Genomic DNA, 25,382 nt, shown 5'->3' with positions numbered 1-25,382 from the left:
CTTATCCCGATCGCCACCACCCCATTCATTTCTGCTTTCCTGGGGTTCTGCCCATCCAGATCAATAAACAAGAATAGTTATCATTTGTATAATCCCTTTCTGCTGTTACCGGAACGGATAAGGCCATGCAAATTACACCAGGTACAACCTATCGCATCAGGGGATACCAACATTCTATTCATCCCGCCTGGCGGCAAAAATTATTAACTATGGGCATGTTACCCGGCACGCTGATTGAGGTCGTTCGGATCGCACCGCTGGGCGATCCCGTTCAGGTCCGCACGCGTCGCGTGAGCCTTGCGGTCAGGCAGCAGGACCTGGCGTCCGTCATGCTGGAAGAAATACGCTGATGAAAACATTGACTCTAGGCCTGATTGGCAACCCAAATACCGGCAAAACCACGCTGTTTAACCAGCTTACTGGCGCACGTCAGCGCGTCGGCAACTGGGCCGGCGTCACTGTCGAACGTAAAGAAGGGCAGTTTTTTACCGCCACAACGGATGTGCGACTGGTGGATTTGCCAGGCACCCGCTCGCTCACCACCTGTTCGGCGGACGGCTCTGTTGATGAAAGCATCGCCTGCCGATACCTGTTTGACGATCACGCCGACCTGATTGTGAACGTGATTGACAGTTCAAACCTGGAGAGCCATCTTTTCCTGACGTTTCAGTTACTGGAACTGGGGGTTCCCTGCATTGTGGCGCTGACTATGCAGGACATTGCGGCCAGCCATAACATTCGCATTGATATCGCTGCACTCTCAGCCCGTCTGGGCTGTCCGGTTGTCACCCTGACTTCTACCCGTGCTGACGGCATCGCTAAGCTGAAAGACGCCATTGATAGCTGGCAAAAAGAGATCGCGCCGCCGCCGGTGGTGTACCCGTCCGGGATCGAAGCAGCGATTTCCCGGCTCCGCGCTATGATGCCCGGCGAGATCAGCACGCAAAAACAGCGCTGGCTGGCGTTACAGCTACTGGAAGGCGATGTTCACAGCCGTGAGGTTTGTCCTGCGGCCGTAGCGCATTTGCCCGAGATTGTTGAGGCGGCTGGCGGCGATCCAGCGATGGTGATCGCCGACAGCCGTTATCAGGCCATTGCGACGCTCTGTGCCGCCGTCAGTAATATTCAGCAGTCGGCGCCGGGCACGCTGACTGAAGGACTGGACAGCATCGTGCTCAACCGGTGGGCAGGTATTCCAGTTTTTCTGGGTGTGATGTACCTGATGTTTGTTCTGTCGATCAATATTGGTGCCGCCCTCCAGCCACTATTCGATAGCGGTTCGGTGGCGCTGTTTATTCATGGCACGCAATGGCTGGGTTTTCACTTTGACTTTCCCGACTGGGTGACGGTGTTTCTGGCACAGGGAATCGGTGCCGGAATCAATACCGTGCTACCGATTCTGCCGCAGATTGGCCTAATGTATCTGTTTCTCTCTTTTCTGGAAGATTCCGGTTACATGGCGCGTGCAGCATTTGTTATCGATCGCCTGATGCAGTCGCTGGGCCTGCCCGGTAAATCCTTTGTTCCCTTAATCGTCGGCTTTGGCTGCAATGTGCCATCCGTTATGGGCGCCCGCACGCTCGACTCACCCCGTGAGCGCTTACTTACGGTGCTGATTGCGCCCTTCATGTCCTGCGGCGCTCGTCTGGCCATTTTTGCTGTATTTGCCGCCACGTTTTTTGGGGCTTACAGCGCCAGCCTGGTCTTTTCCCTTTACGTGCTGGGCATTGCTGTGGCGATTATCACCGGGTTGATCCTGAAACATACGCTGCTGCGTGGAGAAGCGTCTCCGTTTGTGATGGAGCTGCCCGTCTATCATCGTCCCCATCTCAAGAGCCTGCTGATCCAGACCTGGCAGCGCCTGAAAATGTTTATCATCCGTGCCGGACGGGTCATCATTTTAGTGAGCATGGTTATCGGTCTGCTCAGCAGCTTTTCGTTTAACGGATCGACGGTGGACAATATCAACCAGTCCGCCCTGGCCTCAGCCAGCAAAGTCGTCACGCCAGCACTGCGGCCAATCGGGATCACTCCGGATAACTGGCAGGCCACTGTGGGCCTGGTCACCGGCATTATGGCAAAGGAAGTGGTGGTTGGAACGCTGAACAGCCTCTATGTCGGAGAAGATGTGCAAAGCGGTGCCTTTGATCCGCAGCACTTTGATCTGTTAGGTGAGCTGGGCGACGCACTCACAGAAACCGGCAACAGTCTGCAAGCGGCGTTTCGCCTGAGCGCGCTGGCAAATCCTATCGAGGCCAGCAAAGGAGACAGTGAAATAAATGCCAGGCAGATGGGCGTGATGAGTGCGAAGTTTGGCAACGGCTTTGCCGCTTACAGCTACTTAATTTTTGTGCTGCTTTACGTGCCCTGCGTCTCGGTTATGGGGGCGATTGCCCGCGAGGCTGGAAGAAACTGGATGCTGTTTTCATTCTTTTGGGGTTTAAACGTCGCCTATTCCGTCGCCACGCTGTTTTATCAGAGCGTCAGCTTCCGCAGCCACCCTGGCGTGAGTGCGCTTTGCCTGATCGGTGTCGTAATGGTCAACGCTGTGGTGTTTGTTCTGCTGCGGCGATTCAGCACGCGCGTGAAGGTGACGCCTTTTTCCAGCGTGGCAACCTCAGTGGGTTGTGGGGGCTGCCAGGGATGCGCCAAACATCAGCATACAGGTTAGGGCGTTTGCCGTGCGACGAATCAGCGCCCGGAACTCGCCTCTGTTGCTGTTGGCGTGATGGGCGCAATGGTACTGATGGTCCGACGCCAGGGCGTTGTCAGTTGCCCCGATCCTGAAAACCACTGTGCCCGCTGACAACAGCCTTAATCACGCGGCAGTTGATTGGCCCTCAGCCTGTTTCGATTTAGGTACAATACATAGTGCGTGCTCATAGGCCCGTGTGAGCATGACGGCTACCGGCCAAAATGTGATGTTTAAAAAAACAGGCCGTTTAAGCAAAAAAGAGTATTCGATATATCAGCCGCGTGAATATTTAGCGTGGCGATATATCTTCAATACACCGATGCATGAAGTTAAACGTTAATTAAACACGATGGCGTCTTCTGCTTTATATATTTATTTAGTTGTGGACTTTGCTGTTTTTTTAGTTATGCCGCCTTTAGCATTTTGATGGCTATTATAAGGATATTCTTATTCCTGAGACAGAATCCTCACTTCCTCCCCGTAAGACTACGATTAAGAGAGTCCTGATTTCGCATTGTGGGGCGGTTTGTAGAGCCGGCTTATTGCGAAAACGATCCGCATTTGTGTAAAGTGGAATATACCATCCTTTGTGCATTTCAGACGGTATTCCAGGTCCTTTATAAATTACAGAATACTCCTAATTTATCTGTTATTGTTTTGTTTTTTTTGGTTTTTTTTATCACTGGAGTTCTTTAAAACATTTTGATACAAAAATTGACGATGTGCCTACATACGACTGATTTAGAGTAGCCAAAAATTGTTCAAATAAAAAATAGTTGGGACTAACTGGCCATCTCTCTGCATTTCATTTTAATAAATTTGTCACACCAGAGGTTATATGATTAATAATCAGCAGGGCCCTTTAGTGTCATTTATTGTGCCCGTTTACAATGGCGCCGAATTTATTGCGCGCTGCGTTAAGAGTATTCTTAAGCAGCCACAGGCTGAGCGCTGTGAACTGATTCTGGTGAATGATGGATCCAGCGATAATTCACTTGAACTGTTGAATGAATACCAGAATTATCCTGGTGTATTGATCATCGATAAGCCTAATGGCGGGGTTTCTTCAGCGCGTAACTGTGGGCTGGACGCCGCAAAGGGTACCTTTATTTCTTTCGTTGATGTTGACGATTTCCTGCCCCCACGTGTACTTGATACCTGGCTGATGCTCATGAAGGACGATGCAATTTTAGCCGTAGGCGAATCGCGTACGTTTTCTCATGATGGGGAACCTCTGTCAGAGGTAACAGAAAACGACACACAGCGCTGTATGAGTGCGGATAAGGCGATAAGTGAACTGCTGTATCACACGCCCAGGCACGGTCTTTGCGATAAGTTTTTCCGCCGAGACATCGTGCAGCAGCAGCAGTTGCGCTTCCGTGAAGATATCTTTAACTTTGAAGATCTGTTGTTTGTCATCAGTTATTTGTCTGCTGCGCGCCACGGGCAGGTCGTGTTTAGCCGTCGTGTGGTTTATCACTATGTCGAATCAAGAAACTCTGCCACGCGTTCGGATCTTAAAGAAAAACACTTCACCTATGTCCGGGCGTTTGCAGGAATTAAAATGCTGCTGCTGCGCCCCCATGAACGCTTTTACTACTTTTTGTTCCTGAAGGTGACCGCTTCGCACATTTACAAAGCACTGCACAGTAGGGAGTTCAACGCTGCGTTTGTTAAGCAATATATCGATCTCTACCGTCAAAATTACCGTGCTTATTGCGCCGCCGGTGTCATTCCGGATGCATGGAGCCTGTACTTCACCTTTTTCTTTCTGTCTCCGCGGCTGGTATCGGGGCTGCGTCACTTCGCACAGAATGTGCTGAGGGCACGGTCGTGAAACAGAAGCTACAAAACTCCCTGTGGATGATTATTGAGAAGCTGGTTGCCGTCTTTGGGCTGATGTTCGTCACCTCTTTTGTGGCGAAATACGTGGGGCCTGTGACGTTCGGCGTCATCGCGATTTCGATGCTGATATTCCAGTTTATCCAGTCGGTTGCCATGATGGGCTGCGACGTCATTCTGCTCAAACGCATTGCGCAGAACCACCGCTCTGGCATCCGGCTTATGGTGCCCGCCGTCATGCTGGTCTTTGCCATCTACTGCGTGTTGTCTGTGATTGGCATCATCGTGATGCGTGAGGAGATGAGTGCTCAGGCTTTTGTCTTTATCTGCGCCGCCGCGCTGGCCTGCCTGTTTTCTGCTATCGACCTGATTAACATCTATAACGAAGCGGTGTTGAATGCCAGGCTGAATGTCATGGCGAATCTGACCGGTCTGCTCATCAGTCTGGGCATTCGCTATGGAATTTCGTACTACCAGCTCGAACCTGAGTTGCTGGCGATTCCGATTGTACTGGCGACTTTTATTCCTTTCGTCATTAAAATTTGCGTGTTTGGCTGGTACCACAGGCATTCTCAGGTACGAGCGCCGCTTCCCAGGCTGAGCCATATTCGCCGTTACAGCCGCTATATCCTTCAGGCCGGGCGTTCGCTGGTGATGTCGGTTATCGCGATTACCATTTACACCCGACTGAATCAGCTCAGCGTCTCTTGGTTTTTAGGCCTGAAAGAGGCGGGTATTTTTTCGGTCGCGATGACGTTGTCAGTGGCGTGGGTGTTTTTGCCTAATGCGCTGCTGGCTTCTTTCTATCCGGCTCTGTTTGCCGAACGCGATCCTGACGTGGCCGTGGTGCGGGCCCAAAAACTGCAGTTGCTGGTCATTGCCGTTTCACTTGGTGTGATCCTTGGCATCATCCTTGTCGGCCCGTGGTTTATTGCGCATTTCTATGGCGCGGCCTACACCGAAGCAATTGCGCCCATGGTGCTGTTAAGCGTTGGTGCCATGTTCGGTGTGCTGAGCAGCGTAATGGACAGATTCATCATCAAGTACAACGGTTATCGTTATCTGATCAAAAAAACGTTTTGTGTGTTGGCCGTGTGTCTGGCAACGACGGTAACGTTGGTGCCGCTGTTTGGCATCACCGGAGCGGCGATAAGCGTTGTCATTACCGAGTTTATGGCTTTCACCGTTCTTAATTATTTTTTCCGTGGTCAGCCGATGATGAATATTCATAAAATATTCATCCAGCCGGGTAAATTATGGTTCCTGATTAACCGTACCCTGTTTTCTGGCCGGTAAGTTAAGCTTTTATGAAAGGTATTATTATTTTTGAGAAATAATACCTTTCATCATATTGAAATACATTCTTTGAGATTTAATTTCCTCGTCGATTATCTGTAGGCTTCAGATAAATATTATTTTTATAATCCTGCAAACCTGCGGGAGGCGTACGTATGCCTTTATTATTTCATTCATTATTTTATCTACAGTATTTGATTAAGGTTAATTACTGATCTTCGATGCCGGAATTATACCTGTTTACAGTCAGTTTAATTTAGCGCTTTTATACTGTGATCGTGGATTTATAAATAATTAAAAAGCTCATTTTCTCCAGGGAGATAAGGAATGAAGGCGGCTAAACAGCGCCAGTTTTCCTCTGCCCGATAGTGCCATGACGTATGCTGGTTACGAGGTTTTAAAATGAATGATAAATATTTATTCAGTATAATAATACCGGTTTATAATGCCGAGAAAACGGTGATGCGTACGCTGCAAAGCCTTCTTCTCCAGACATTTAAAAATTATGAAATCATTCTGGTCAATGATGGCAGTAAAGATAACTGCGCTGCGATCCTTGAGGAGTTCAAACAGTACAATAATTTTAAAGTCATTACTCAGGATAATGCCGGGGTTAGCGTCGCCCGCAATACTGGACTGGAAGCGGCATCGGGTGACTATGTTATCTTTATCGATTCCGACGACTGGGTTGACAGTGATTTTCTTGCTGTATTTCATCAGCACCTTTACTCAGGCATTCCACAACCTGTTGATCTGATGGTAGGGAACCTCAAGTGTGATCGCGTAGGCGACCTTTCGACTTACGGTTATTTTACGCAACCCGAGATTCCGGCCGTCCTGGGCGAGATAGAGCTCAGCGATAATATTGGTTATCTTCATAACAAGTGTTACAGAAAAAAAATTATCGATGATTTTAGTATTCGCTTCACTAAAGGCATTTCGATGAGTGAAGATCTCCTGTTTAATCTTAACTATTTCTACTACATCGATAACCTGTTTGTTTTCGACAGTGCCTCCTATCACTATGATGATGTAGAGAACTCGCTTTCAAAGAAACGCGTACTGTATGAAGAGCTGCTGGATCGTAAACATTACCTCAACGACTTATATCAAAGGCTGCTGGTTAAGTATAAAAACGGCGATATGGCCCGCTTTTCTACTGGAATAACCAAACGTAAGCTGACGCTGGATATGCAGATCGTGACCGCGATGTACTACACCACGCTGAATATTAATGAGGTGCGTAACAGCATCAAGCGTATTAAAGAGAAGCGTTATCCTGAGAATGTCCTGGGGCTGTTAAACAGAAGCGAGAAAGTGAAGTATCATGTCATGAACGTCAATGCCAGAGCGGCCTATCTGGTGCTGTATATGCTCTACAGATTGCGTTTTTTTTAAGATTCAAACTGTCGCCTGTTTTCATTATTCACTACTAGCCTTCTGGTGCAGGGCGGGGCATGTTGTTGTTTTAACTTTACCTGGTTTTGCGATTTCCGGATCGCCAGCATCAGGCGCTGTTTTTCAAGCGTCAGTTTGTTGAGGCATGCATAAGAGCGCGGGCTGTTGAATGCCGTCAGCCAACGCTCTGTGATTTTCCCAAATTCAGTCAGTGTCCTTGAGCGATATAACAACCCGTCTGGCAGGTCGTCACGTCCAGTTGAAACGCGGAATAAGAGCACGCTGGGTGGGTTTTATCGCTTTGATCAATGCCAGCATCGGGCAACGACCCCATGAGATTGATGGATTATGATACACAAGAGTGATTTATCCCCTCTTCAATAAGAGAAAAAACGTCATCAAGAACATCATAATAAGTGGCTTCAGACTCGCGTTCTTTCCAGATGTCGTAAGCTGAACTGTAGACGAATTCCAAAATAGCCGCGATAGTGTGTGGCCTGATGTCTTTTAAAGGATCGACACCCATTTTCAGTCAATCGCCACGGGTTTAACCGCCCTCTCAGCGTCAGTAGAAATGACTTAATGAGAGGTGTCCATGAGCGGTAAGCGTTATCCCGAAGCGTTTAAAATCGAAACAGTGAAACAGGTCGTTGATCGCGGCCATTCTGTTTCCAGTCTCGCACTACGCCTCGATATCCCCACCCACCGCTTCACGCAGGGATAAAGACGTCAGGTCCGGATTCTTTCTGTAATAATGAACAGTCAGAATATAAATTAATAATTCTGAATCGAATGCATGAAACGCATTTTGCCGAATTGGAAAGAGATGCAAAAGTATCAAACGATTCATTAAAATATTACGAAATATAAAATATAAAAAAACAATGGGTAACGATATCGGCAATCATTCCGATTTGAATTAATAGCAGCCTATGTAATTTTTTGTAAGTTTTGCGCTTGCATTAACCGTAAAAAAAGCATAGAAAGGTTACAATTTAGCAACATTTAATAAAGTTTTACACTGACACACCTGATAGCTTTCACTTCTGTCTGGAGAGGGAAATGAAAAGACTTTCTGCGTTGTTAACCCTAAAATCTCTAAATAGATGTGCAGGATTGCCCCTGAGTAATTTAATGATGAATCAACGATACCAGACAAGTTCGAATATCGCTGCATCACAGGTTGGGGAATCGGCAGATGACCTTGTTATGTCATGGAGGCCGCCAAAAAAAAGCGGAATCCTGAGTAAGGGTTGCACCATACTGGCTTACCAGTACAGGTGGCAAATAAATGGCAGCGACTCAACCACATGGCACTCTATTCCTCAATATGCCACCTGCTTTCAGCGTTTTCGTGTTGAAAATGGCCTAATAACCAGAGGGTATTCTTCTGGCGTTTGTCCGAAAAGACCTGAAGGTGCGAAGTTGATTGCCAACACACCGGTATCAAAATCAACGCGTTAAAGCTACCTGGTCATAATATTGATATCAAATAAATCTGTCATGCCAGATTTACTTGATATTAACTTTCATTGAAGCTTTATAGTAAAAATTACTTGAAGGTAAAAATGAAAAAAAACAAAAAAAACATTCCATTATGCTTCGTAAAAAAGACACGCAACGCTGTTTTTAACAGAAGCATAGCGGCGCTCTTTTCAGCGCTTATCGCTTTTATTTTTTGTTTTTTTTCTGGCGGTGGTGCTTATGCCCAGTCTGCTGGAATATTATCTGCCACAGATAATCAAGACGACTATAAAGAAAACAGTGACAAAGCCTCTCATTCAGAGGGTAGTGCCCTGGCGCTCCCGACAATGTATGTGGTACTTGAATGGGAGTGGTTGCCAAATGGTGAAAACCTTGCGCGCAAGAATTATCAAGTGAAACTTGATGCCTGCAAGGGTTCCGGTATGCCTTTCAAAGCGCTTTCAGCACAAGATGAGGCCAGGCTGGGTAAGGGAGAGGTAGAGATATCTATTGATGGACATCATCAGGTTGCTAAGGAAGTCAGCTGGACGATGAGCGCTGAGGGTGAGGATGCTCAACATGCCTGTATGATTACACTCGAAGAACACACAGACCAAAACGAAGTTAAAGATGCTGCAGAGGAAGGAATGTATCAGGCTATCGACAGCGACAGTCGCATTCAAAATCATCAGAATGCCCAGTCTGTCGGTTGGAAAATAACGGGAGAAAAGCAATATAAAGGTATTTCCTGTACTGCCTGGAGTAATGGTAAACAAGAGGTCTGTATGTGGTCAGGTGGATTAAAATGGGGTTTTGATGATTCAGCAATGGATACCGCGGGATGTTCTGTAAGTACTGCCGGTGATTTTCTCACGTCTATACCTGTTGACGCGAAGCCTTTAAAAGGGGCAAGCGGGTGTTTATTCGAACTCAAGACATTCAATATTAATAAAAGCTAACTCACCTTTTTTATCGATTCCATAAAGCGGTCAGTCGTTCACAACTCATGGAGAAAAAAATGAAAAGCATCATGGTTCTTTTCACAATAATGTTCGTATTAACAGGATGTAGCACATCGGGTGGGGAGGATAAATTTAGCCGCACTTATGTTTCATCCCATATCATAGCCAACAAAACCACACAGGCTGAAGTCAAAGCGCTTTATGGCGTGCCTGACGATCAGAGTTCATCCTCAGATGGTTCGGTCACCTGGCGTTACTACAAGGGTGGAAACTTAAGCACTGCATCAAGTGTTCTGGGATATATTCCGGGTGCCAGTGCTCTCTCCAGCGCCGTTGGCATGGCTTCGGGTGCGCAAAATGCCTCTGATTCAATGACAAAAGCATCCGGCAAACTGACTGGCAATACTGAGCAACATAGTGATTATTTATCCGTATGGTTTGATAAAAACAACGTTGTAAGTAATTGGTTTATGTAAAACTGGAAGTTAAAGAGGGTGAGATTATATGTCACCCTCTTTTTTAAATTTTTATTGCCAATGCTTTATGACTGACTTTCGTTTTTTATGAATAATTGATGTAGAACGGATTTCGCCGTTAGCGCTCTGGCACCGCGCCGCCTCAATCAGATTTAACCTTATCATTATATCCTAACGTCTAATCCTGACCCCGAGTTTAATCCAGTTATAATCAGGGCTAGCCAGTTTCGGTCAGGCTGTATTAAATGTATCCGGCAGGGAATTAAATACCCTGTACGCCCGTCCATCTTCAGTAATGCGTCGGGCACACATTGAAAGAAATATCAGGCTCTGTTCTCAGGTGATTGACACTACGCTTTAAGACGTGTCGGTTGTGCACAAATTTATCTAAACAGCGATGAATTCCTTTTCAGCCAGAAAAAATCAGAGCCTGAAATCAGCGACTCGCTGCACGCCGTGACGGATTCCTGTCTGCTAATCAACGGACAGGCCGCGATCACATTATTCCCTCATGGGGTTTTGCAGGGCGGATCCGATATCAGCGTCGCGCCTCGCTAAACCGCATAAAACTGTTTGCGGGCCTTTACCGATCGCCATTTTGCCCCCACATCTGCAAAATCAGCTGCCGGGATTGTCACGCCGAAATATAATCCTACTGGCGACGCGTGTCGTGCTTGCATGGGTTGCCAGAGCATGGCGCTGTTCGTTGAATGATGTTGCTGCAGCTTGTCAGGTTCATTGTGCAGCGTGGCAGTGCGGATGGCGTATTGATGGGGGTTCCAGCGTTTATCGAACCCACGAGCTTGCAGTTATGCCCCAAAATCCAGATATAAAAAAACCCGTTGATATTCAGTGATATCATCGGGTTTATTTAACGTACTGATTTTTATGTCTCCGGACTGACTAAGCTATCCCAAGACAATAATATGGTGCCCGAACCCGGAATCGAACCAGGGACACGGGGATTTTCAATCCCCTGCTCTACCGACTGAGCTATTCGGGCAACGGGGCGCATTAAACCGTAAAGGCCGCAGGCCGTCAACGGCTTTGATAAAAAAACCACGCAAAACGTGACTGATTGCCTGAATTTCAGTCAAAGACGATGAAACTCAGGCCAGTGCGCCGTTTTTACGGCAGAGGGCGATACTCAATACGTCTTCCGCCAGGCGTTTCGCCACATCAACGTCCTGCACGTTGCGTTTAACCAGCAGTTTGCTCAGGCAGCCTTCCAGTATCAGTTCCATTTGATCGGCAACCATACTGGGGTTATCCAGACCAAGCGAGGTTAAGATGGTATGCGTAAATTGCCATGAGGCGCGCTTCTGCTTTTCTGCCAACTGATGGATGGGATGATCGGGCTGGGGATAAAAACTGCAGGCGGCGATAAACAGGCAACCGGGAAAGCGGCCCTTATTGACCTGTTCGTTTAATCCTTCATAGCGTGCCATCAGCTTCTGATCAGGACGCAGAGCGTCGTTCTGCAGAATGTCATGGCGCCATTGTTCAATCTGCTGTGCGTGAAATTGCAGCGCATCGTAGAGCAGCGCGTCACGATCGGGCCAAAACTGTTCAAGCTGTGTCAGGCTGAGCTGCATATCATCGGCCAGGATTGCCAGCGATGAGGTCGCCGCCAGACCGTTTTGTTCCAGTACGTTTAACGCATGGTCAAGTATCTGTTCACGTTGCAAATCGTTCTCCTCTGGTGTGCAAGCCTGTTTTGTTCAGCAGACTGTGTCCTGGTTCCAGTGTTGTTTACTCATGCAATTTCTGCAAATGCGCGCGAAAATCATTCGCCTTCAGGAAGCCGGTAATACGCGATTCCGGGATCTCTTTTCCTGTCGCATCAAAGAACAAAATCGTGGGTAACCCGAGCACGTGCAAATGCTGCAACAGCGCATTATCGGTGGCCGTGTTCGCCGTGACGTTAGCCTGCAACAGCTGCACATTGTTCAGGCTGTCACGTACCGCGCTGTCGCTAAAAGTATATTTTTCAAACTCTTTACAGGCCACGCACCAGTCCGCATAGAGATCCACCATGGTGATACGGCCCTGAGCCTGCTGCAGGGCCTGGTCTACCTGTTCAAGGGTTTGAACAGGCTGAAAGGGAAGGTGCGCGATGTTTTGCTGCGGCGCGCCGCTGCCAAAGGCCCAGTCCTGCAACGGGCGGGCGCTGATCAGGGCGGCGACCAGCATCATAATTTGCATCACGCGCCATTTGCCGCCGCTGGCGCGTAAGCTCGCGCTGAATGCCCAGGCAAAGAATGCCACGGCCAAAAGGCTCCACAAACGCATGCCCCACAGATCGCCCAGTATCCGCTCCAGCAGGAAGACCGGCAGCGCGAGAATAACAAAACCAAACCCTTCTTTGACGGTCTGCATCCAGGGACCGCTTTTAGGGAGAAAGCGGTTGCCAAACAGGGTAACGGCAATCAGTGGCAATCCCATCCCGACGGCATAGAGCCACAGCGTACCGGCACCGGCCAGCAGGTTTCCGCTCTGCGCGATATAAAGCAGAATTGCGCTGAGTGGCGCAGTGGTGCAGGGCGAGCAGATTAGGCCTGCCAGCGCGCCCATCAGGAAAACGCCCGGCAGTGAGCCGCCTTGCTGACGATTGCTCCACAGTGCCAGACGCGTTTGCACGCTGGCGGGAAGCTGTAGCGAAAACAGGCCAAACATCGACAGGGCTAACAGGATAAACAGCACCGATAAGCCAATAAGCACATAAGGATGCTGCAACGCCGCCTGAAAGCGCAGGCCCGCCGCCGCCACAATCACGCCCAGTAAGGTATAAGTGAGCGCCATTCCCTGTACATAGACCATGGCCAGCGCAAACAGCCTGCCCAGTGAATAGTTACGCTTACCGCCAAGGATAATGCCAGAGATCAGCGGATACATCGGCAATACACATGGCGTGAAGGCCACGCCGATACCAATCAGCAGCGCCCACAACGGCGAAAAGGGCAAAGGGTTGGCGCTGGCAGGCGCAACGGCTGGCGGGGACATTATGGCGGCTACCGGGGAAAGGGGGATGCTGCGGGTTTCCGGTGGATAACAGAAGCCGGCGGCGGCACAGCCTTGATAACTTACGCTAAGGGTCGCTCCTTTCGCGGCCTGCTGCAGTATGATGGGCACGCTGAGATCCTGCGGGTAAATCTCGCTTTTACCAAAAAATTCATCTTCATGCGGCTGGCCCGCAGGCAGGGCTAACGGCGCAATACGTGCATCATGGGGCACGACCTTAATCTGTTGGCGGTAAAGGTAATAGCCCTCTTTGACTTTCCAGTGCAGGTTAAGCTGCGAGCCTTGCTGATCGAAATCAAAGGCAAAAGCCTGATCAACGGGCAAAAAGCGGCTGGTGGTTTTGGGGGAAAATAAGGCAGCCTGCGCCTGCAGGCAGATAAACAGCGCCAGTACCAGTGTGATTAAGCGAGAGATGCGTGCAGCCATGACAAGTATTCACTGTCTCCATGTTGAACCGGAAGTACCAGCAGTTCTGGTACATCGTAAGGATGCGCGAGCTTAAGCAGTTCGATCAAGGCCTGCTGATGGGCTGTGTCGCATTTGAGTAACATCTGAACTTCGCTGGACTGCGCCAGTTGGCCTTGCCAGACATAATATGACGTTGCACCCGGCAAGAGGGTGACACAGGCAGCCAGCCTGGCCTGCAGCGCCTGTGCGGCAAGCTGTTGCGCACAGGCCTGGTCTGGCGCAGTACAGAGGATGATAACGGCGTTCATCGTAACGATCCTGTTGAAAATAACGCCGATAGTAGCACGTTCCCTGCCCGGCTGGAGTTACAGTAGCAGCCCACCAAAAATAAAGCCGAACATGACAGACAAGGTGATAGCAAGGACGCCAGGAATAATAAAGGCATGGTTGAAGACAAACTTACCGATTCGGGTCGAACCCGTATCGTCCATCTCCACGGCGGCTAACAGAGTGGGATAGGTCGGTAAAACAAACAGCGCAGACACGGCGGCAAATGAAGCGATGGCTGTCAGTGGCGTTACGCCAAGCGCTAACGCGGCAGGCAGCAGGGCTTTGGCGGTGGCGGCCTGGGAATAAAGCAGCATGGAAGAGAAGAACAGCACCAGCGCCAGCATCCACGGATAGGTTTTTAAGGTATCGCCCGCCAGCATCTGGATATCAGCCAGATGGGCTTTTACAAAGGTGTCGCCCAGCCAGGCCACGCCTATCACACAGATGCAGGCGCTCATGCCAGACTTGAATGTGCTGGCGCTGAGGATAGCACCGGTATCAATTTTGCAGGTCAGACTGATCAGCGTGGCAATAGTGAGCATAAACACGACGATCGCCTCATTGCGCGGCAGCGGTGGGTTAGCGATCAGGTTGACGCTTTCGCTGGTGGCGGTGGCGTAAATCACCACGGCGGCAATACCGGCCAGGAACAGCAGTACCGATTTTTTAGCGCCGGGTTGAGTCTGATAAACCGTCTCGCCGCGTAGCGTCACTTCACCTTTCGCCAGCCTTGCCTGATAAACCTCATCATCTTTTAGCTCTTTACCCAGAAAATTAGTCACCAGGGCGGCAAGAAACAGCCCCACCATGGTGGCCGGAATGGCAATCGCCAGCAGCATGATATAGCTCACCCCGCGCGGTTCCAGCAGCGTGGCAAAGAACACCACCGCTGCCGAAATGGGAGAGGCGGTAATGGCGACCTGAGAGGCGACAACCGCAACCGATAACGGGCGGGAAGGCCGGACGCCTTGCTCTTTCGCCACTTCAGCAATGACCGGCAAGGTGGAGAAGGCGGTGTGGCCGGTACCCGCCAGCAGGGTCATCATGTAGGTCACCAGCGGCGCAAGGAAAGTGACATAACGTGGATGGCGACGCAGCAAACGTTCGGCAAGGCTGACCAGATAATCCATGCCGCCCGCCACCTGCATGGCGGCAATCGCGGCGATCACGGCCATGATGATTTCGATCACATCAAAAGGGATCGCACCGGGCTTCATGCCAAAGCCCAGCGTCAGGATCAGGACGCCCATGCCGCCTGCGAAACCTATGCCGATGCCGCCCAGGCGTGCGCCCAGCCAGATCGCCATCAACACGATAAACAGCTCAATCAGGAACATCTGTCACTTCCTCAAACAGGATTAGCCGGTAAGCAAACTCATCCTTTTAACAAACAAAAAGGCACATCGTTTTGATTACGATGTGCCTTTTACATCAGTAAGTACAATTAAGCCTTACTGTTCGTTTTCGTCGGTGTAACGTTTGGCTTTATAAACCGGATACATCAGGTTTTGCACAGAGAAAATATCGTCCAGCTCGCTTTCGGTGAGCAGGCCGCGCTCAAGCACCACTTCGCGAACGCTTTTACCGGTTTCGGCACAAATTTTACCGACGATATCGCCATTATGGTGCCCAATGTAGGGGTTCAGGTAAGTGACGATGCCAATGGAGTTAAACACATAAGCTTCACAGACCGCTTTGTTGGCTGTGATGCCGTTAACGCATTTTTCCAGCAGGTTGTAGCAAGCGTTAGTCAGGATGCTGACCGACTCAAACAGCGCCTGGCCAATCACCGGTTCCATAACGTTAAGCTGCAGCTGCCCGGCCTCGGACGCCATGGTGACCGTGGTATCGTTGCCAATCACTTTGAAGCACACCTGGTTTACCACCTCAGGCACCACCGGATTCACTTTGGCAGGCATGATTGAGGAGCCGGCCTGCAATTCTGGCAGGTTAATTTCGTTCAGGCCGGCACGCGGACCCGACGAGAGCAGGCGAAGGTCGTTACAAATTTTAGAAAGCTTCACGGCCAGACGCTTCAGCGAAGAGTGCACCATAACGTAGGCGCCGCAGTCGGAGGTGGCCTCGATCAGATCTTCGGCTGGCACCACCGCCAGGTTACTGACTTCTGCCAGTTTCTGAACGGCTAAGTGTTGGTAGCCATCCGGCGTATTCAGGCGAGTACCAATAGCGGTCGCGCCCAGGTTAACCTCCAGCAGCAGTTCGCCAGTGCGCAAAATGCTTTTCGTCTCTTCATTGAGCAGCACGCTAAACGCATGGAATTCCTGACCCAGCGTCATCGGCACCGCATCCTGTAGCTGAGTACGGCCCATTTTTAAAATCGTCTGGAATTCGTCAGCTTTACGCTGGAAACCTTCGGCTAACTGGCTGATGCCGTCGAGCAGTTTCAACAGCGAGCTGTAAACGGCGATGCGAAAGCCGGTCGGGTAAGCATCATTGGTGGACTGGCATTTATTCACGTGGTCGTTGGGATTCAGATACTGGTATTCGCCTTTCTGATGCCCCATCAGCTCCAGACCAATATTGGCCAGCACTTCATTGGTATTCATGTTGACCGAGGTGCCCGCGCCGCCTTGATACACATCGACCGGGAACTGATCCATGCAGCGACCTTTGTTCAGCACTTCATCGCAGGCCTGAATAATGGTATTGGCGATGTCACGCGGCAACGTCTGCAGCTCTTTATTGGCCATCGCCGCCGCTTTTTTTACCATCACCATGCCGCGCACAAACTCAGGAATATCACTGATTTTGCTGTTGCTGATGTAAAAGTTTTCAATCGCACGCAAAGTATGAACGCCATAATAAGCATCCGCCGGAACTTCGCGCATGCCTAACAGGTCTTCTTCGATACGAATGTTGTTCGCCATGATAACCTTCTTGTTGTCACTGCTAACCATCGCAGATGATGTGTTTGTTTTGTGGGGAAGCGCCAGAACCGCTATTTTATCCGTATTCAGGCGGGTGAGCACGATCCTATTCTGACCCAGCCCTAAAGCGCGAACAGAGATCACCTTACTGGCCTTATGACGTTAACAATATGTGAAATTGCTCACAAATTTAACCCTGCAGCAAAAATTTGCCTGGCACGGTTGAAATGGGCGGCCTGAATGACCATCTCTGTATCTTGTTATCATCATTTTTACGCTGCCGGGTCATCAGCCGGGCAGCCTGACTCACAGGAGAATCCGGTGCGCTGGTTACCGTTAGTGATCTTTTTCGTACTGGCCTGGATTGAGATCTCGCTTTTCATTCAGGTTGCACACGTCCTTGGCGTGCTGCTCACCATGCTGCTGGTGGTTTTCACCTCCTGCATCGGCGTGTCTTTGGTAAAAAATCAGGGCATGAAAAACTTTATGCTGATGCAGGAGAAGCTGGCTCGTAACGAAAGTCCGGCGCAGGAAATGGTGAAAAGCGTTTCGCTGATCATTGCCGGTTTCCTGCTGCTGCTGCCGGGTTTCTTTACCGACATGCTGGGCCTGCTGCTCTTACTGCCGCCGGTGCAAAAACACCTGACCTTAAAACTGATGCCGCATCTGCGCGTCTGGCGGGGGCCGGGTGCAGGCCCGGACAGCGGTTATACAATGGATGGCGAGTTCGAACGCAAAGACAGCGAACGCCTTGAACATCATGACGATCCAAAAGATCGTTAATCTCATCCTCTTAGCGCGACATCAGGTCGCGCTTTTTGTTTGTCTTCTGACCCGTCCGCGCGGTTTGTCTAAAAAGTCATCAGTTGCATCATCAGACTAAAAAAATTTGTGGGTTGCCCCCTTGAAAGTGTCAGGTCGCGGCCCTATCTCTCTGGTCACGAGGCCGGAAGCCACACAGCCCGGTATTCAACCCAAAAATGAATGATTGGACTTCTCAAAGGAGAGCTATCAAATGAAAATTCGTCCATTACACGATCGTGTCATCGTGAAGCGTAAAGAAGTTGAAGCTAAGTCAGCGGGTGGCATTGTGCTGACCGGTTCTGCAGCAGGCAAATCCACGCGTGGTGAAGTCCTGGCTGTGGGCAAAGGCCGTATCCTTGAGAGTGGCGAAGTGAAGCCGCTGGACGTACAAGTTGGTGACGTCGTGATCTTCAGCGAAGGCTACGGTGCCAAAACTGAAAAAATCGACAACGAAGAAGTCCTGATCATCTCTGAAAGCGACATTCTGGCGATTGTTGAAGCGTAAGTTTTACGCGTAATTCACTGAACGAAACGAATTTAAGGGAAATTTGAAATGGCAGCTAAAGACGTAAAATTCGGTAATGACGCACGCGTAAAAATGTTGCGTGGCGTGAACGTACTGGCAGATGCAGTAAAAGTTACCCTGGGCCCGAAAGGCCGTAACGTGGTTCTGGATAAATCTTTTGGTGCACCGACCATCACTAAAGATGGTGTTTCTGTTGCGCGTGAAATCGAGCTGGAAGACAAGTTCGAAAACATGGGCGCACAGATGGTGAAAGAAGTTGCCTCTAAAGCGAACGACGCGGCAGGCGACGGTACCACCACGGCAACCGTGCTGGCGCAGTCCATCATCACCGAAGGCCTGAAAGCCGTTGCAGCGGGCATGAACCCGATGGATCTGAAGCGCGGTATCGACCAGGCGGTCATCGCTGCGGTTGAAGAGCTGAAAAAACTGTCTGTTCCTTGCTCAGATTCTAAAGCTATCGCTCAGGTAGGGACTATCTCTGCTAACTCTGATGAAACCGTCGGTACCCTGATCGCTCAGGCGATGGAAAAAGTGGGCAAAGAAGGCGTCATCACCGTTGAAGAAGGCACCGGCCTGCAGGACGAGCTGGACGTGGTTGAAGGTATGCAGTTCGACCGTGGCTACCTGTCTCCGTACTTCATCAACAAGCCAGAAACAGGTGCCGTTGAGCTGGAAACCCCGTTCATCCTGCTGGCTGACAAGAAGATTTCTAACATCCGTGAAATGCTGCCAGTGCTGGAAGCCGTTGCGAAAGCAGGCAAACCACTGCTGATCATCGCGGAAGACGTAGAAGGCGAAGCGCTGGCGACGCTGGTGGTGAACACCATGCGCGGCATCGTGAAAGTGGCTGCGGTTAAAGCACCGGGCTTCGGCGACCGCCGTAAAGCCATGCTGCAGGATATCGCTATCCTGACCGGCGGTACCGTGATCTCTGAAGAGATCGGTATGGAGCTGGAAAAAGCAGCACTGGAAGATCTGGGCCAGGCGAAGCGTGTCGTGATCAACAAAGACACCACCACCATCATCGATGGCGTGGGTGAAGAAACCACTATTCAGGGTCGTGTCACTCAGATTCGTCAGCAGATTGAAGAAGCCACCTCTGACTACGACAAAGAAAAACTGCAGGAGCGCGTAGCGAAACTGGCAGGCGGCGTTGCCGTTCTGAAAGTGGGCGCAGCAACTGAAGTTGAAATGAAAGAGAAAAAAGCACGCGTTGAAGATGCCCTGCACGCAACCCGTGCTGCGGTTGAAGAAGGCGTGGTTGCAGGTGGTGGTGTGGCGCTGGTTCGCGTTGCAGCACAGCTGACCGAACTGCGTGGTCAGAACGAAGACCAGAACGTGGGTATCAAAGTTGCGCTGCGCGCAATGGAATCTCCACTGCGTCAGATCGTTTCTAACGCCGGCGAAGAGCCTTCTGTTGTGGCGAACAACGTGAAAGCAGGCGACGGTAACTACGGTTACAACGCGCAGACTGAAGAATACGGCAACATGATCGACTTCGGTATTCTGGACCCAACCAAAGTGACCCGTTCTGCTCTGCAGTACGCGGCATCGGTTGCTGGCCTGATGATCACCACCGAATGTATGGTCACTGACCTGCCGAAAGGCGATGCGCCAGACTTAGGTGCAGGCGCTGGCGGTATGGGTGGCATGGGCGGTATGGGCGGCATGATGTAATCGCCCCTGACGCTTGCGTCATAAGAACCCCCGATCGGAAACGGTCGGGGGTTTTTCTTTTGCAGAGGAAAGGGTATAAGTAGGGGCGCAACGGTTACGTTGGCACGGATTAGGGCAATGAATGTTCAGAAAAAATGCGTGTTTTTCTGCTACGCTGCCATCCGACACTGATGATAATAAATGGGGATTATAATGCGTATTAACCTCTTGCTCGGTCTTACGGCTGGTGCGTTATTGCTTGCAGGCTGCAGCAGCTCAACCGACCTGACTTCTGCTGGACAGCGCGTCACCTTTACCGATCAGCAGCCTGGCAAACAATGTCAGCTTCTGGGCAGCCTGACCGGCTCGCAAAGTAACTGGTTAAGCGGAGCCGGTGGCGAAACCAGCGCGCTGCGCGGTGCAGCTAACGACCTGCGGAACCGTGCTGCCGAAATGGGCGGAAACGTCATTTATGGCGCAACCAGTCCTACACAAAACCTGCTTTCAGCCTTTGCACCACTCGACAGCAAGATGACCGGCCAGGTCTATAAATGCCCTAACTGATCCTGCGCTGAACAGGCAACATTTTTTGAGACGACCGGCCAATGTGCCGGTCGTTTTTTTAGCGTTTATCAATGGCTTTTAGCCGCCAGTGCAACGGGTTGGCAGCCCGCTGCTCGGCGGAAATGAGGCTTGCGGCTACCGGGCTGTGTGCCGCCCGTGATTTATTCCTGCCGAAGTTGCAGATCCAGCGGGGTTTTACTGGGTTCCCCGCCGATCTCACGTGCCAGCTTCGGCACCAGATAACCGGACACCCGCGGCAGCAGGCTACGCATCAACGCCCGGGCTTCTTCATCAGAAACGAAGAAATGCGCTGCGCCCTGCACTTTGTCCAGCACATGCAGGTAGTAGGGCAGAATGCCGGCATCAAACAGCGCATTGCTCAGCGCCGCCAGGGTTTGTGCATCATCATTCACGCCGCGCAGCAGTACGCTCTGATTAAGCAGCGTCACGTCAGCACGTTTCAGGCGCAGCATGGCATCACAAAGCGCCTCATCAATCTCACGGGCGTGGTTGATGTGGGTGACCATCAAGACCTGAAGCCGCGTTTCCGCCAGCGTCTGACACAGCGCCTCGGTAATGCGATCCGGAATCACGACCGGCAGTCGACTGTGAATACGTAGCCGTTTCAGATGCGGGATAGCGCCCAGCGCGTCAATGAGCCAGGCCAGCTCATGATCTTTTGCCATTAACGGATCGCCACCCGAAAAGATGATCTCATCCAGTTCAGGATGGGCGGTAATATAATCCAGCGCGGCCTGCCAGTTACGCTTGTTGCCCTGATTATCCTGATAGGGAAAATGACGGCGGAAGCAGTAGCGGCAGTTCACCGCGCAGCCGCCTTTGACCAGCAGCAATGCACGGTTTTTATATTTATGCAGTAATCCCGGCACGACGCTATTTTGTTCGTCCAGCGGATCGGTGCTATAACCTGGCGCGTCGACAAACTCCTGACGGCTGGTCAGGACCTGGAGTAGAAGGGGATCCTGCGCATCGCCTTTTTTCATTCGCCGGATAAAGGCGCGCGGCACGCGCAGGGCAAAAAGTCGGCGTGCGTCGCCGCCAGCAGCCAGATCCGGATGATGGTCGAGCGCTAAAAGTTGCAGTAATTCATGAGGATCAGTGACAACATCAGCAAGTTGCTGCAACCAATCTTCTCTGGAAGGGGAATTTAGGGTTACAATGTGTGCCATTTTTTTGGCTATTACCAGTTAATATCTACAGAGGGCCTTTATGGCGACTTATCTTAGCAACGATTTCCGTCCCGGTCTTAAAATCATGTTCGAAGGCGAACCTTATGCCATCGAATCAAGCGAGTTCGTTAAGCCGGGTAAAGGTCAGGCGTTTGCACGTGTAAAAATGCGTCGTCTGCTGACCGGTTCACGCGTTGAGAAAACCTTCAAATCAACTGATTCTGCCGAAGGCGCAGACGTGAAGGATATGACGCTGCAGTACTCTTACAACGACGGCGATTTCTACTACTTCATGCACCCGGAATCTTTTGAGCAATACCAGGTTGAAGCAAAAGTGCTGGATGAAGTGCAGAAGTGGTTGCAGGACAACGCGGAGTGTATCGTAACCTTGTGGAACGATAAACCGATTGCGGTTCAGCCACCAAACTTTGTTGAAGCGGAAGTCATTGAAACTGACCCAGGCCTGAAAGGTGATACTGCCGGTACGGGCGGTAAGCCAGCAACGCTGTCTACGGGTGCAGTCATTAAAGTGCCATTGTTCGTGCAGATTGGCGAGGTGGTGAAGGTTGATACCCGCTCTGGCGAATACGTGTCACGCGTAAAATAACCTTGAAAGGCGCATCCTGTGATGCGCCTTTTTTTGAGTGAGTTCACCATGAAAAAACGAGCAAAACTTATCGCCTTGGCGTTGCTGGTGGCTTCTGGACTAAGCGGCTGTAACACCTTCCACGGTTTTGGCGAAGACGTATCTCACCTGGGCGGCGCAATCTCGCGCGCGGCTAAATAAGTTATTCCTGCCTTCCTTTTTTCGGCGGCTCAGGCTCGCGACGTTGCATAATCAGTCTATGCTTTAAAAGCTGTACCTATAATGCAACCAAAAAGGATATGGATATGTTGAAGAAAAGTATTGTTGCGATTTTCTCTGTGATGATGTTCTCTGCACTGCTTTCTGGCTGCAACACCACGCGCGGCGTCGGCGAAGACGTTGAAGCGGGCGGCCATGCAATCCAGCGTAGCGCGCAGTAACGGTAAAACCGGTACGAACGTTTTTCGTACCGGCCTTTCTCTAGCCCTGTTTCACCCAAATCAGCTCATCTACCGGGAAACCGGCCTGGCGTGCCTGCTGCACCAGCTTTTGTTTCACACCTTCATCCAACTGCGGCGTCCGTGACAGTATCCACAGATAGTGGCGGTTAGGCCCGCATACCAGTGCGTAACGGTAGTCAGGATCCAGCGCTATCACGTTATAGCCACCGTAGAAGGGCCCAAAGAACGAGACCTTGAGTGCCGCACGCTGTTTATCGCCGGTGAAGTAGGCTTTACCCACGCTCTCCTGCCAGCGCTGCTTTTTAACGTTATAGCCGCGATTAACGACTTTCAGGCCGCCATCCTCACGTGGGCTGTAATTTGCCGTAACCTGTTCGAGGCCGCGTTCAAAGCCATGATCCAGCCGGGCTATCTCGTACCACTGACCGAGGTAACGCTGACTGTCGAAGTTTTCAACGACGGTAACGTTTTTTGGCGGTGTGGTCGTGCAGGCGACGGACAGGAAGGCACTCAGGCTGGCGACCAATGTTTTCCATGGAGACATAAAAAGATTCCTTTGTTATTTAACCTGTTAATTATAGAAGCCGGTCAGTTTATTGGACAGGCTTGCGCCACGATTGTTTGCCACTGACATTACGAGTAGACTTCCCTCCCTTATTTGTATCAGGAGCCGTCACCATGAGTGAAACGACAAGCTGGCAACCTGGCGCTTCGATTGCCAGTTTAATTAAACGCGCAGCCATTATTGCTGAAGTGCGTCGTTTCTTCGCCGATCGTGGCGTACTGGAAGTCGACACGCCCGCGATGAGTCAGGCCACGATTACCGACATTCATCTGGTGCCATTCCAGACGCGCTTTGTCGGCCCTGGCCTGTCTGAAGGCCGCGATCTCTGGCTGATGACCAGCCCGGAATACCACATGAAACGCCTGCTGGCGGCCGGAAGTGGCCCTATCTATCAAATGGGCCGCAGCTTTCGCAACGAAGAGGCCGGGCGCTACCACAACCCTGAATTCACCATGCTGGAATGGTATCGCCCCCATTACGATATGTACCGCCTGATGAATGAGGTCGACGATCTGCTGCAGCAGGTGCTGGAGTGCGACAGCGCGGAGTCTCTCTCTTATCAGCAGGCCTTTATTCGTCACCTTGAGCTGGACCCGCTTTCTGCCGACAAAGCGCAGCTGCGTGAGGCGGCGGAAAAGCTGGGTGAGGGCGAGCTGGCCAGTCGGGAAGAGGATCGCGATACCTTGCTGATGCTGCTGTTTATGCTGGGCGTGGAACCGAAGATTGGTCAGGACAAGCCGTGTTTTATCTACCACTTTCCGGCCAGCCAGGCGGCATTAGCGGAGATCAGCACGGAAGATCATCGGGTGGCAGAGCGGTTTGAGGTGTATTACAAGGGCATTGAGCTGGCGAATGGCTTCCGCGAACTCACCGACAGCCGTGAACAGCGCCAACGCTTTGAGCAGGATAATCGTCGGCGTGCGGCGCGAGGGTTGCCGCAACATCCGATTGATCACTACCTGCTGGCCGCGCTGGAGCACGGCATGCCAGCCTGTTCGGGCGTTGCACTGGGCGTGGACAGGTTGATTATGCTGGCGCTGAAGGCAGAGTCGCTGTCGGAGGTTATTGCGTTTCCGGTAGACCGCTGCTGACCCTTGACGCCGTGCTGACAGAATGGCGCAGCGCCATTTAAGCTGATAAACAAGGCCTCAAGTGGGCCTTGTTTGCGTTCACCGCTACTGACTGCTGTCCGGAAACTCCTGAATCGTCACCGGGAAGGTCAGCTTCTTGTCATTACGCAGCACCTGCACATTCACCACCGAGCCGGGCCGAATTTCCGCAACCTGGTCCATGGTTTCCTGTGCGGAGAGCGCCGGTTTACCGTCTACGCTCAGCAGCACATCATTGGCCTGGATACCGGCTTTCTCAGCCGGGCCGCCCGGCGTCACCACGCTGACGATAATGCCCTGAACCCGATCGAGACTGTTGCCCTGGCCGTGAAGCGGCGGCACTTCGCGGGCGGTAATGCCGATATAGCCGCGAATGACCCGACCATCACGGATGAGCTTATCCATAATTTTGGTTGCCAGCGCGGTGGGGATAGCAAAACCAATGCCTTCGGGCGTTTCGCCATCGCTGCTCTTATCGAACGTCAGGGTATTGATGCCCATGAGTTCGCCCAGCGAGTTAATCAGTGCGCCACCGGAGTTCCCCTGATTGATTGATGCATCCGTTTGCAGGAAGTTCTGGCGGCCTGACGAGCTGAGTCCGACGCGGCCCGTGGCGCTGATAATGCCCTGTGTGACCGTTTGTCCCAGGTTATAGGGGTTGCCGATGGCCATCACCACATCGCCAATGTGTGCGACGCGTTTGGGATTAATCGGGATAACCGGCAGGTTTGACGCGGTAATTTTTAGCACGGCCAAATCGGTCATGGCATCTGAACCCACCAGCGTGGCTTCAAAAAAACGGCCATCCTGTAGAGCGACGATGATCTGATCGGCATTATTGATAACGTGCTTGTTGGTCAGGATATAACCCCGGTTATTCATAATCACGCCAGAGCCCAGCGTGGTAATACCGCGGTTGTTGTTCCCATGCGCGCTGCGGTTGTAAACATTCACAACGGCAGGCACGGCACGCCTCACCCCTTGATTAAAGCCAAAGGGCGTTTCATCGTTACTGTCATTTTGACTATACAGGGCAGCACCGCCCAAACGCAGTGCGGGCAGCGCTGCGAGCAAGATGCCCGCAACAATCAGTCCCAACACCACTGAACGCAAGAGTTTAAGAAACATGGTGTTAAATCAC

At 51.1% G+C, this 25,382-nt stretch carries 23 protein-coding genes, 1 tRNA gene and 1 pseudogene; 16 read left to right on the top strand and 9 right to left on the bottom strand.

Going from position 1 to position 25,382, the window contains the following annotated elements; genetic code table 11:
• Window positions 1–125: 125 nt before the first annotated feature.
• From feoA to NXS97_RS11255, 8 genes and pseudogenes are all read left to right on the top strand, one after another.
• On the top strand, window positions 126–350 hold the full coding sequence (gene feoA, locus NXS97_RS11290) for a ferrous iron transporter A (protein ID WP_013024283.1): 225 nt from the start codon (window positions 126–128) through the stop codon (window positions 348–350).
• On the top strand, window positions 350–2,671 hold the full coding sequence (gene feoB, locus NXS97_RS11285; RefSeq protein ID WP_116219987.1) for a Fe(2+) transporter permease subunit FeoB: 2,322 nt from the start codon (window positions 350–352) through the stop codon (window positions 2,669–2,671). Before feoA ends, feoB begins: the two co-directional genes overlap by 1 nt.
• An 862-nt stretch (window positions 2,672–3,533) precedes the next feature.
• Window positions 3,534–4,532, top strand: a complete 999-nt coding sequence (locus tag NXS97_RS11280; RefSeq protein WP_015701205.1) for a glycosyltransferase — start codon at window positions 3,534–3,536, stop codon at window positions 4,530–4,532.
• Window positions 4,529–5,833 carry an oligosaccharide flippase family protein gene (locus tag NXS97_RS11275; RefSeq protein ID WP_028715961.1) on the top strand — a complete coding sequence of 435 codons (1,305 nt, stop codon included), beginning with the start codon at window positions 4,529–4,531 and terminating at the stop codon, window positions 5,831–5,833. Before NXS97_RS11280 ends, NXS97_RS11275 begins: the two co-directional genes overlap by 4 nt.
• A gap of 402 nt (window positions 5,834–6,235) precedes the next feature.
• Complete coding sequence (locus NXS97_RS11270) at window positions 6,236–7,231, top strand: glycosyltransferase family A protein (protein WP_014595139.1); 996 nt, start codon at window positions 6,236–6,238, stop codon at window positions 7,229–7,231.
• Window positions 7,232–7,820: 589 nt separating this feature from the next.
• A pseudogene (locus NXS97_RS11265) lies at window positions 7,821–8,032 on the top strand (transposase); the annotation flags it as partial.
• A gap of 767 nt (window positions 8,033–8,799) precedes the next feature.
• The gene (locus NXS97_RS11260) at window positions 8,800–9,654 is read left to right on the top strand and encodes a hypothetical protein (protein WP_259232115.1); all 855 of its coding nucleotides are present in this window, start codon (window positions 8,800–8,802) and stop codon (window positions 9,652–9,654) included.
• A gap of 59 nt (window positions 9,655–9,713) precedes the next feature.
• Window positions 9,714–10,133: a hypothetical protein gene (locus NXS97_RS11255; RefSeq protein WP_116219988.1), complete on the top strand. Its 420-nt coding sequence runs from the start codon at window positions 9,714–9,716 to the stop codon at window positions 10,131–10,133.
• Window positions 10,134–11,060: 927 nt separating this feature from the next.
• Here the strand turns inward: NXS97_RS11255 and NXS97_RS11250 are convergent.
• The 6 genes from NXS97_RS11250 to aspA all read right to left on the bottom strand — a co-directional run bounded on the left by NXS97_RS11250 (window position 11,061) and on the right by aspA (window position 16,780).
• Window positions 11,061–11,136 (bottom strand) — tRNA-Phe (locus NXS97_RS11250).
• Window positions 11,137–11,242: 106 nt separating this feature from the next.
• A complete protein-coding gene (locus NXS97_RS11245) occupies window positions 11,243–11,821 on the bottom strand; it encodes a transcriptional regulator (protein ID WP_015701114.1) in 579 nt (192 codons plus the stop codon).
• A gap of 64 nt (window positions 11,822–11,885) precedes the next feature.
• Window positions 11,886–13,580, bottom strand: a complete 1,695-nt coding sequence (locus NXS97_RS11240) for a protein-disulfide reductase DsbD (RefSeq protein ID WP_072136325.1) — start codon at window positions 13,578–13,580, stop codon at window positions 11,886–11,888.
• Window positions 13,556–13,879 carry a divalent cation tolerance protein CutA gene (cutA, locus tag NXS97_RS11235; protein ID WP_029570902.1) on the bottom strand — a complete coding sequence of 108 codons (324 nt, stop codon included), beginning with the start codon at window positions 13,877–13,879 and terminating at the stop codon, window positions 13,556–13,558. Before cutA ends, NXS97_RS11240 begins: the two co-directional genes overlap by 25 nt.
• A gap of 48 nt (window positions 13,880–13,927) precedes the next feature.
• Window positions 13,928–15,229, bottom strand: a complete 1,302-nt coding sequence (locus NXS97_RS11230; protein WP_105079042.1) for an anaerobic C4-dicarboxylate transporter — start codon at window positions 15,227–15,229, stop codon at window positions 13,928–13,930.
• A 114-nt stretch (window positions 15,230–15,343) separates the two neighbouring features.
• Entirely contained in the window at window positions 15,344–16,780 is a 1,437-nt protein-coding gene (gene aspA / locus NXS97_RS11225) for an aspartate ammonia-lyase (protein WP_015701111.1), read from the bottom strand.
• Window positions 16,781–17,101: 321 nt separating this feature from the next.
• Here aspA and NXS97_RS11220 point away from each other — a divergent pair, with 321 nt between their 5' ends.
• From NXS97_RS11220 to NXS97_RS11205, 4 genes are all read left to right on the top strand, one after another.
• The gene (locus NXS97_RS11220; protein WP_181901433.1) at window positions 17,102–17,563 is read left to right on the top strand and encodes an FxsA family protein; all 462 of its coding nucleotides are present in this window, start codon (window positions 17,102–17,104) and stop codon (window positions 17,561–17,563) included.
• A gap of 232 nt (window positions 17,564–17,795) precedes the next feature.
• Window positions 17,796–18,089 (top strand): co-chaperone GroES, encoded by a 294-nt coding sequence (locus NXS97_RS11215; RefSeq protein ID WP_014606761.1) that lies wholly within the window; start codon window positions 17,796–17,798, stop codon window positions 18,087–18,089.
• Between the two features lie 48 nt (window positions 18,090–18,137).
• Window positions 18,138–19,787, top strand: a complete 1,650-nt coding sequence (groL, locus tag NXS97_RS11210) for a chaperonin GroEL (protein WP_013024301.1) — start codon at window positions 18,138–18,140, stop codon at window positions 19,785–19,787.
• A gap of 192 nt (window positions 19,788–19,979) precedes the next feature.
• Window positions 19,980–20,330: a DUF4156 domain-containing protein gene (locus NXS97_RS11205; protein WP_014606760.1), complete on the top strand. Its 351-nt coding sequence runs from the start codon at window positions 19,980–19,982 to the stop codon at window positions 20,328–20,330.
• A 161-nt stretch (window positions 20,331–20,491) separates the two neighbouring features.
• On the opposite strand, the gene epmB is transcribed toward NXS97_RS11205, so the two are convergent.
• On the bottom strand, window positions 20,492–21,520 hold the full coding sequence (gene epmB, locus NXS97_RS11200; RefSeq protein WP_013024303.1) for an EF-P beta-lysylation protein EpmB: 1,029 nt from the start codon (window positions 21,518–21,520) through the stop codon (window positions 20,492–20,494).
• Window positions 21,521–21,560: 40 nt separating this feature from the next.
• On the opposite strand from epmB, the gene efp reads away from it, so the two are divergent.
• The 3 genes from efp to NXS97_RS11185 all read left to right on the top strand — a co-directional run bounded on the left by efp (window position 21,561) and on the right by NXS97_RS11185 (window position 22,546).
• Window positions 21,561–22,127, top strand: coding sequence for an elongation factor P (gene efp / locus NXS97_RS11195; RefSeq protein ID WP_013024304.1), 567 nt, complete (start codon window positions 21,561–21,563; stop codon window positions 22,125–22,127).
• A gap of 48 nt (window positions 22,128–22,175) precedes the next feature.
• Window positions 22,176–22,307 carry an entericidin A/B family lipoprotein gene (locus NXS97_RS11190; protein WP_024472200.1) on the top strand — a complete coding sequence of 44 codons (132 nt, stop codon included), beginning with the start codon at window positions 22,176–22,178 and terminating at the stop codon, window positions 22,305–22,307.
• A 104-nt stretch (window positions 22,308–22,411) separates the two neighbouring features.
• A complete protein-coding gene (locus NXS97_RS11185) occupies window positions 22,412–22,546 on the top strand; it encodes an entericidin A/B family lipoprotein (protein WP_014606758.1) in 135 nt (44 codons plus the stop codon).
• A gap of 40 nt (window positions 22,547–22,586) precedes the next feature.
• On the opposite strand, the gene NXS97_RS11180 is transcribed toward NXS97_RS11185, so the two are convergent.
• Complete coding sequence (locus NXS97_RS11180; protein ID WP_014595147.1) at window positions 22,587–23,111, bottom strand: lipocalin family protein; 525 nt, start codon at window positions 23,109–23,111, stop codon at window positions 22,587–22,589.
• A gap of 134 nt (window positions 23,112–23,245) precedes the next feature.
• Here NXS97_RS11180 and epmA point away from each other — a divergent pair, with 134 nt between their 5' ends.
• Window positions 23,246–24,223, top strand: coding sequence for an elongation factor P--(R)-beta-lysine ligase (epmA, locus tag NXS97_RS11175; RefSeq protein ID WP_014595148.1), 978 nt, complete (start codon window positions 23,246–23,248; stop codon window positions 24,221–24,223).
• A gap of 84 nt (window positions 24,224–24,307) precedes the next feature.
• On the opposite strand, the gene degS is transcribed toward epmA, so the two are convergent.
• A complete protein-coding gene (gene degS, locus NXS97_RS11170) occupies window positions 24,308–25,369 on the bottom strand; it encodes an outer membrane-stress sensor serine endopeptidase DegS (RefSeq protein ID WP_013024309.1) in 1,062 nt (353 codons plus the stop codon).
• Window positions 25,370–25,382 lie beyond the last annotated feature (13 nt).

Origin of the sequence: Pantoea sp. B623 (genome assembly GCF_024814475.1) — a bacterium.
Taxonomy (GTDB): domain Bacteria; phylum Pseudomonadota; class Gammaproteobacteria; order Enterobacterales; family Enterobacteriaceae; genus Pantoea; species Pantoea ananatis.
The sequence above is the reverse complement of the archived record's forward strand: the minus strand, read 5'-3'. Positions and strand labels throughout refer to the sequence as shown.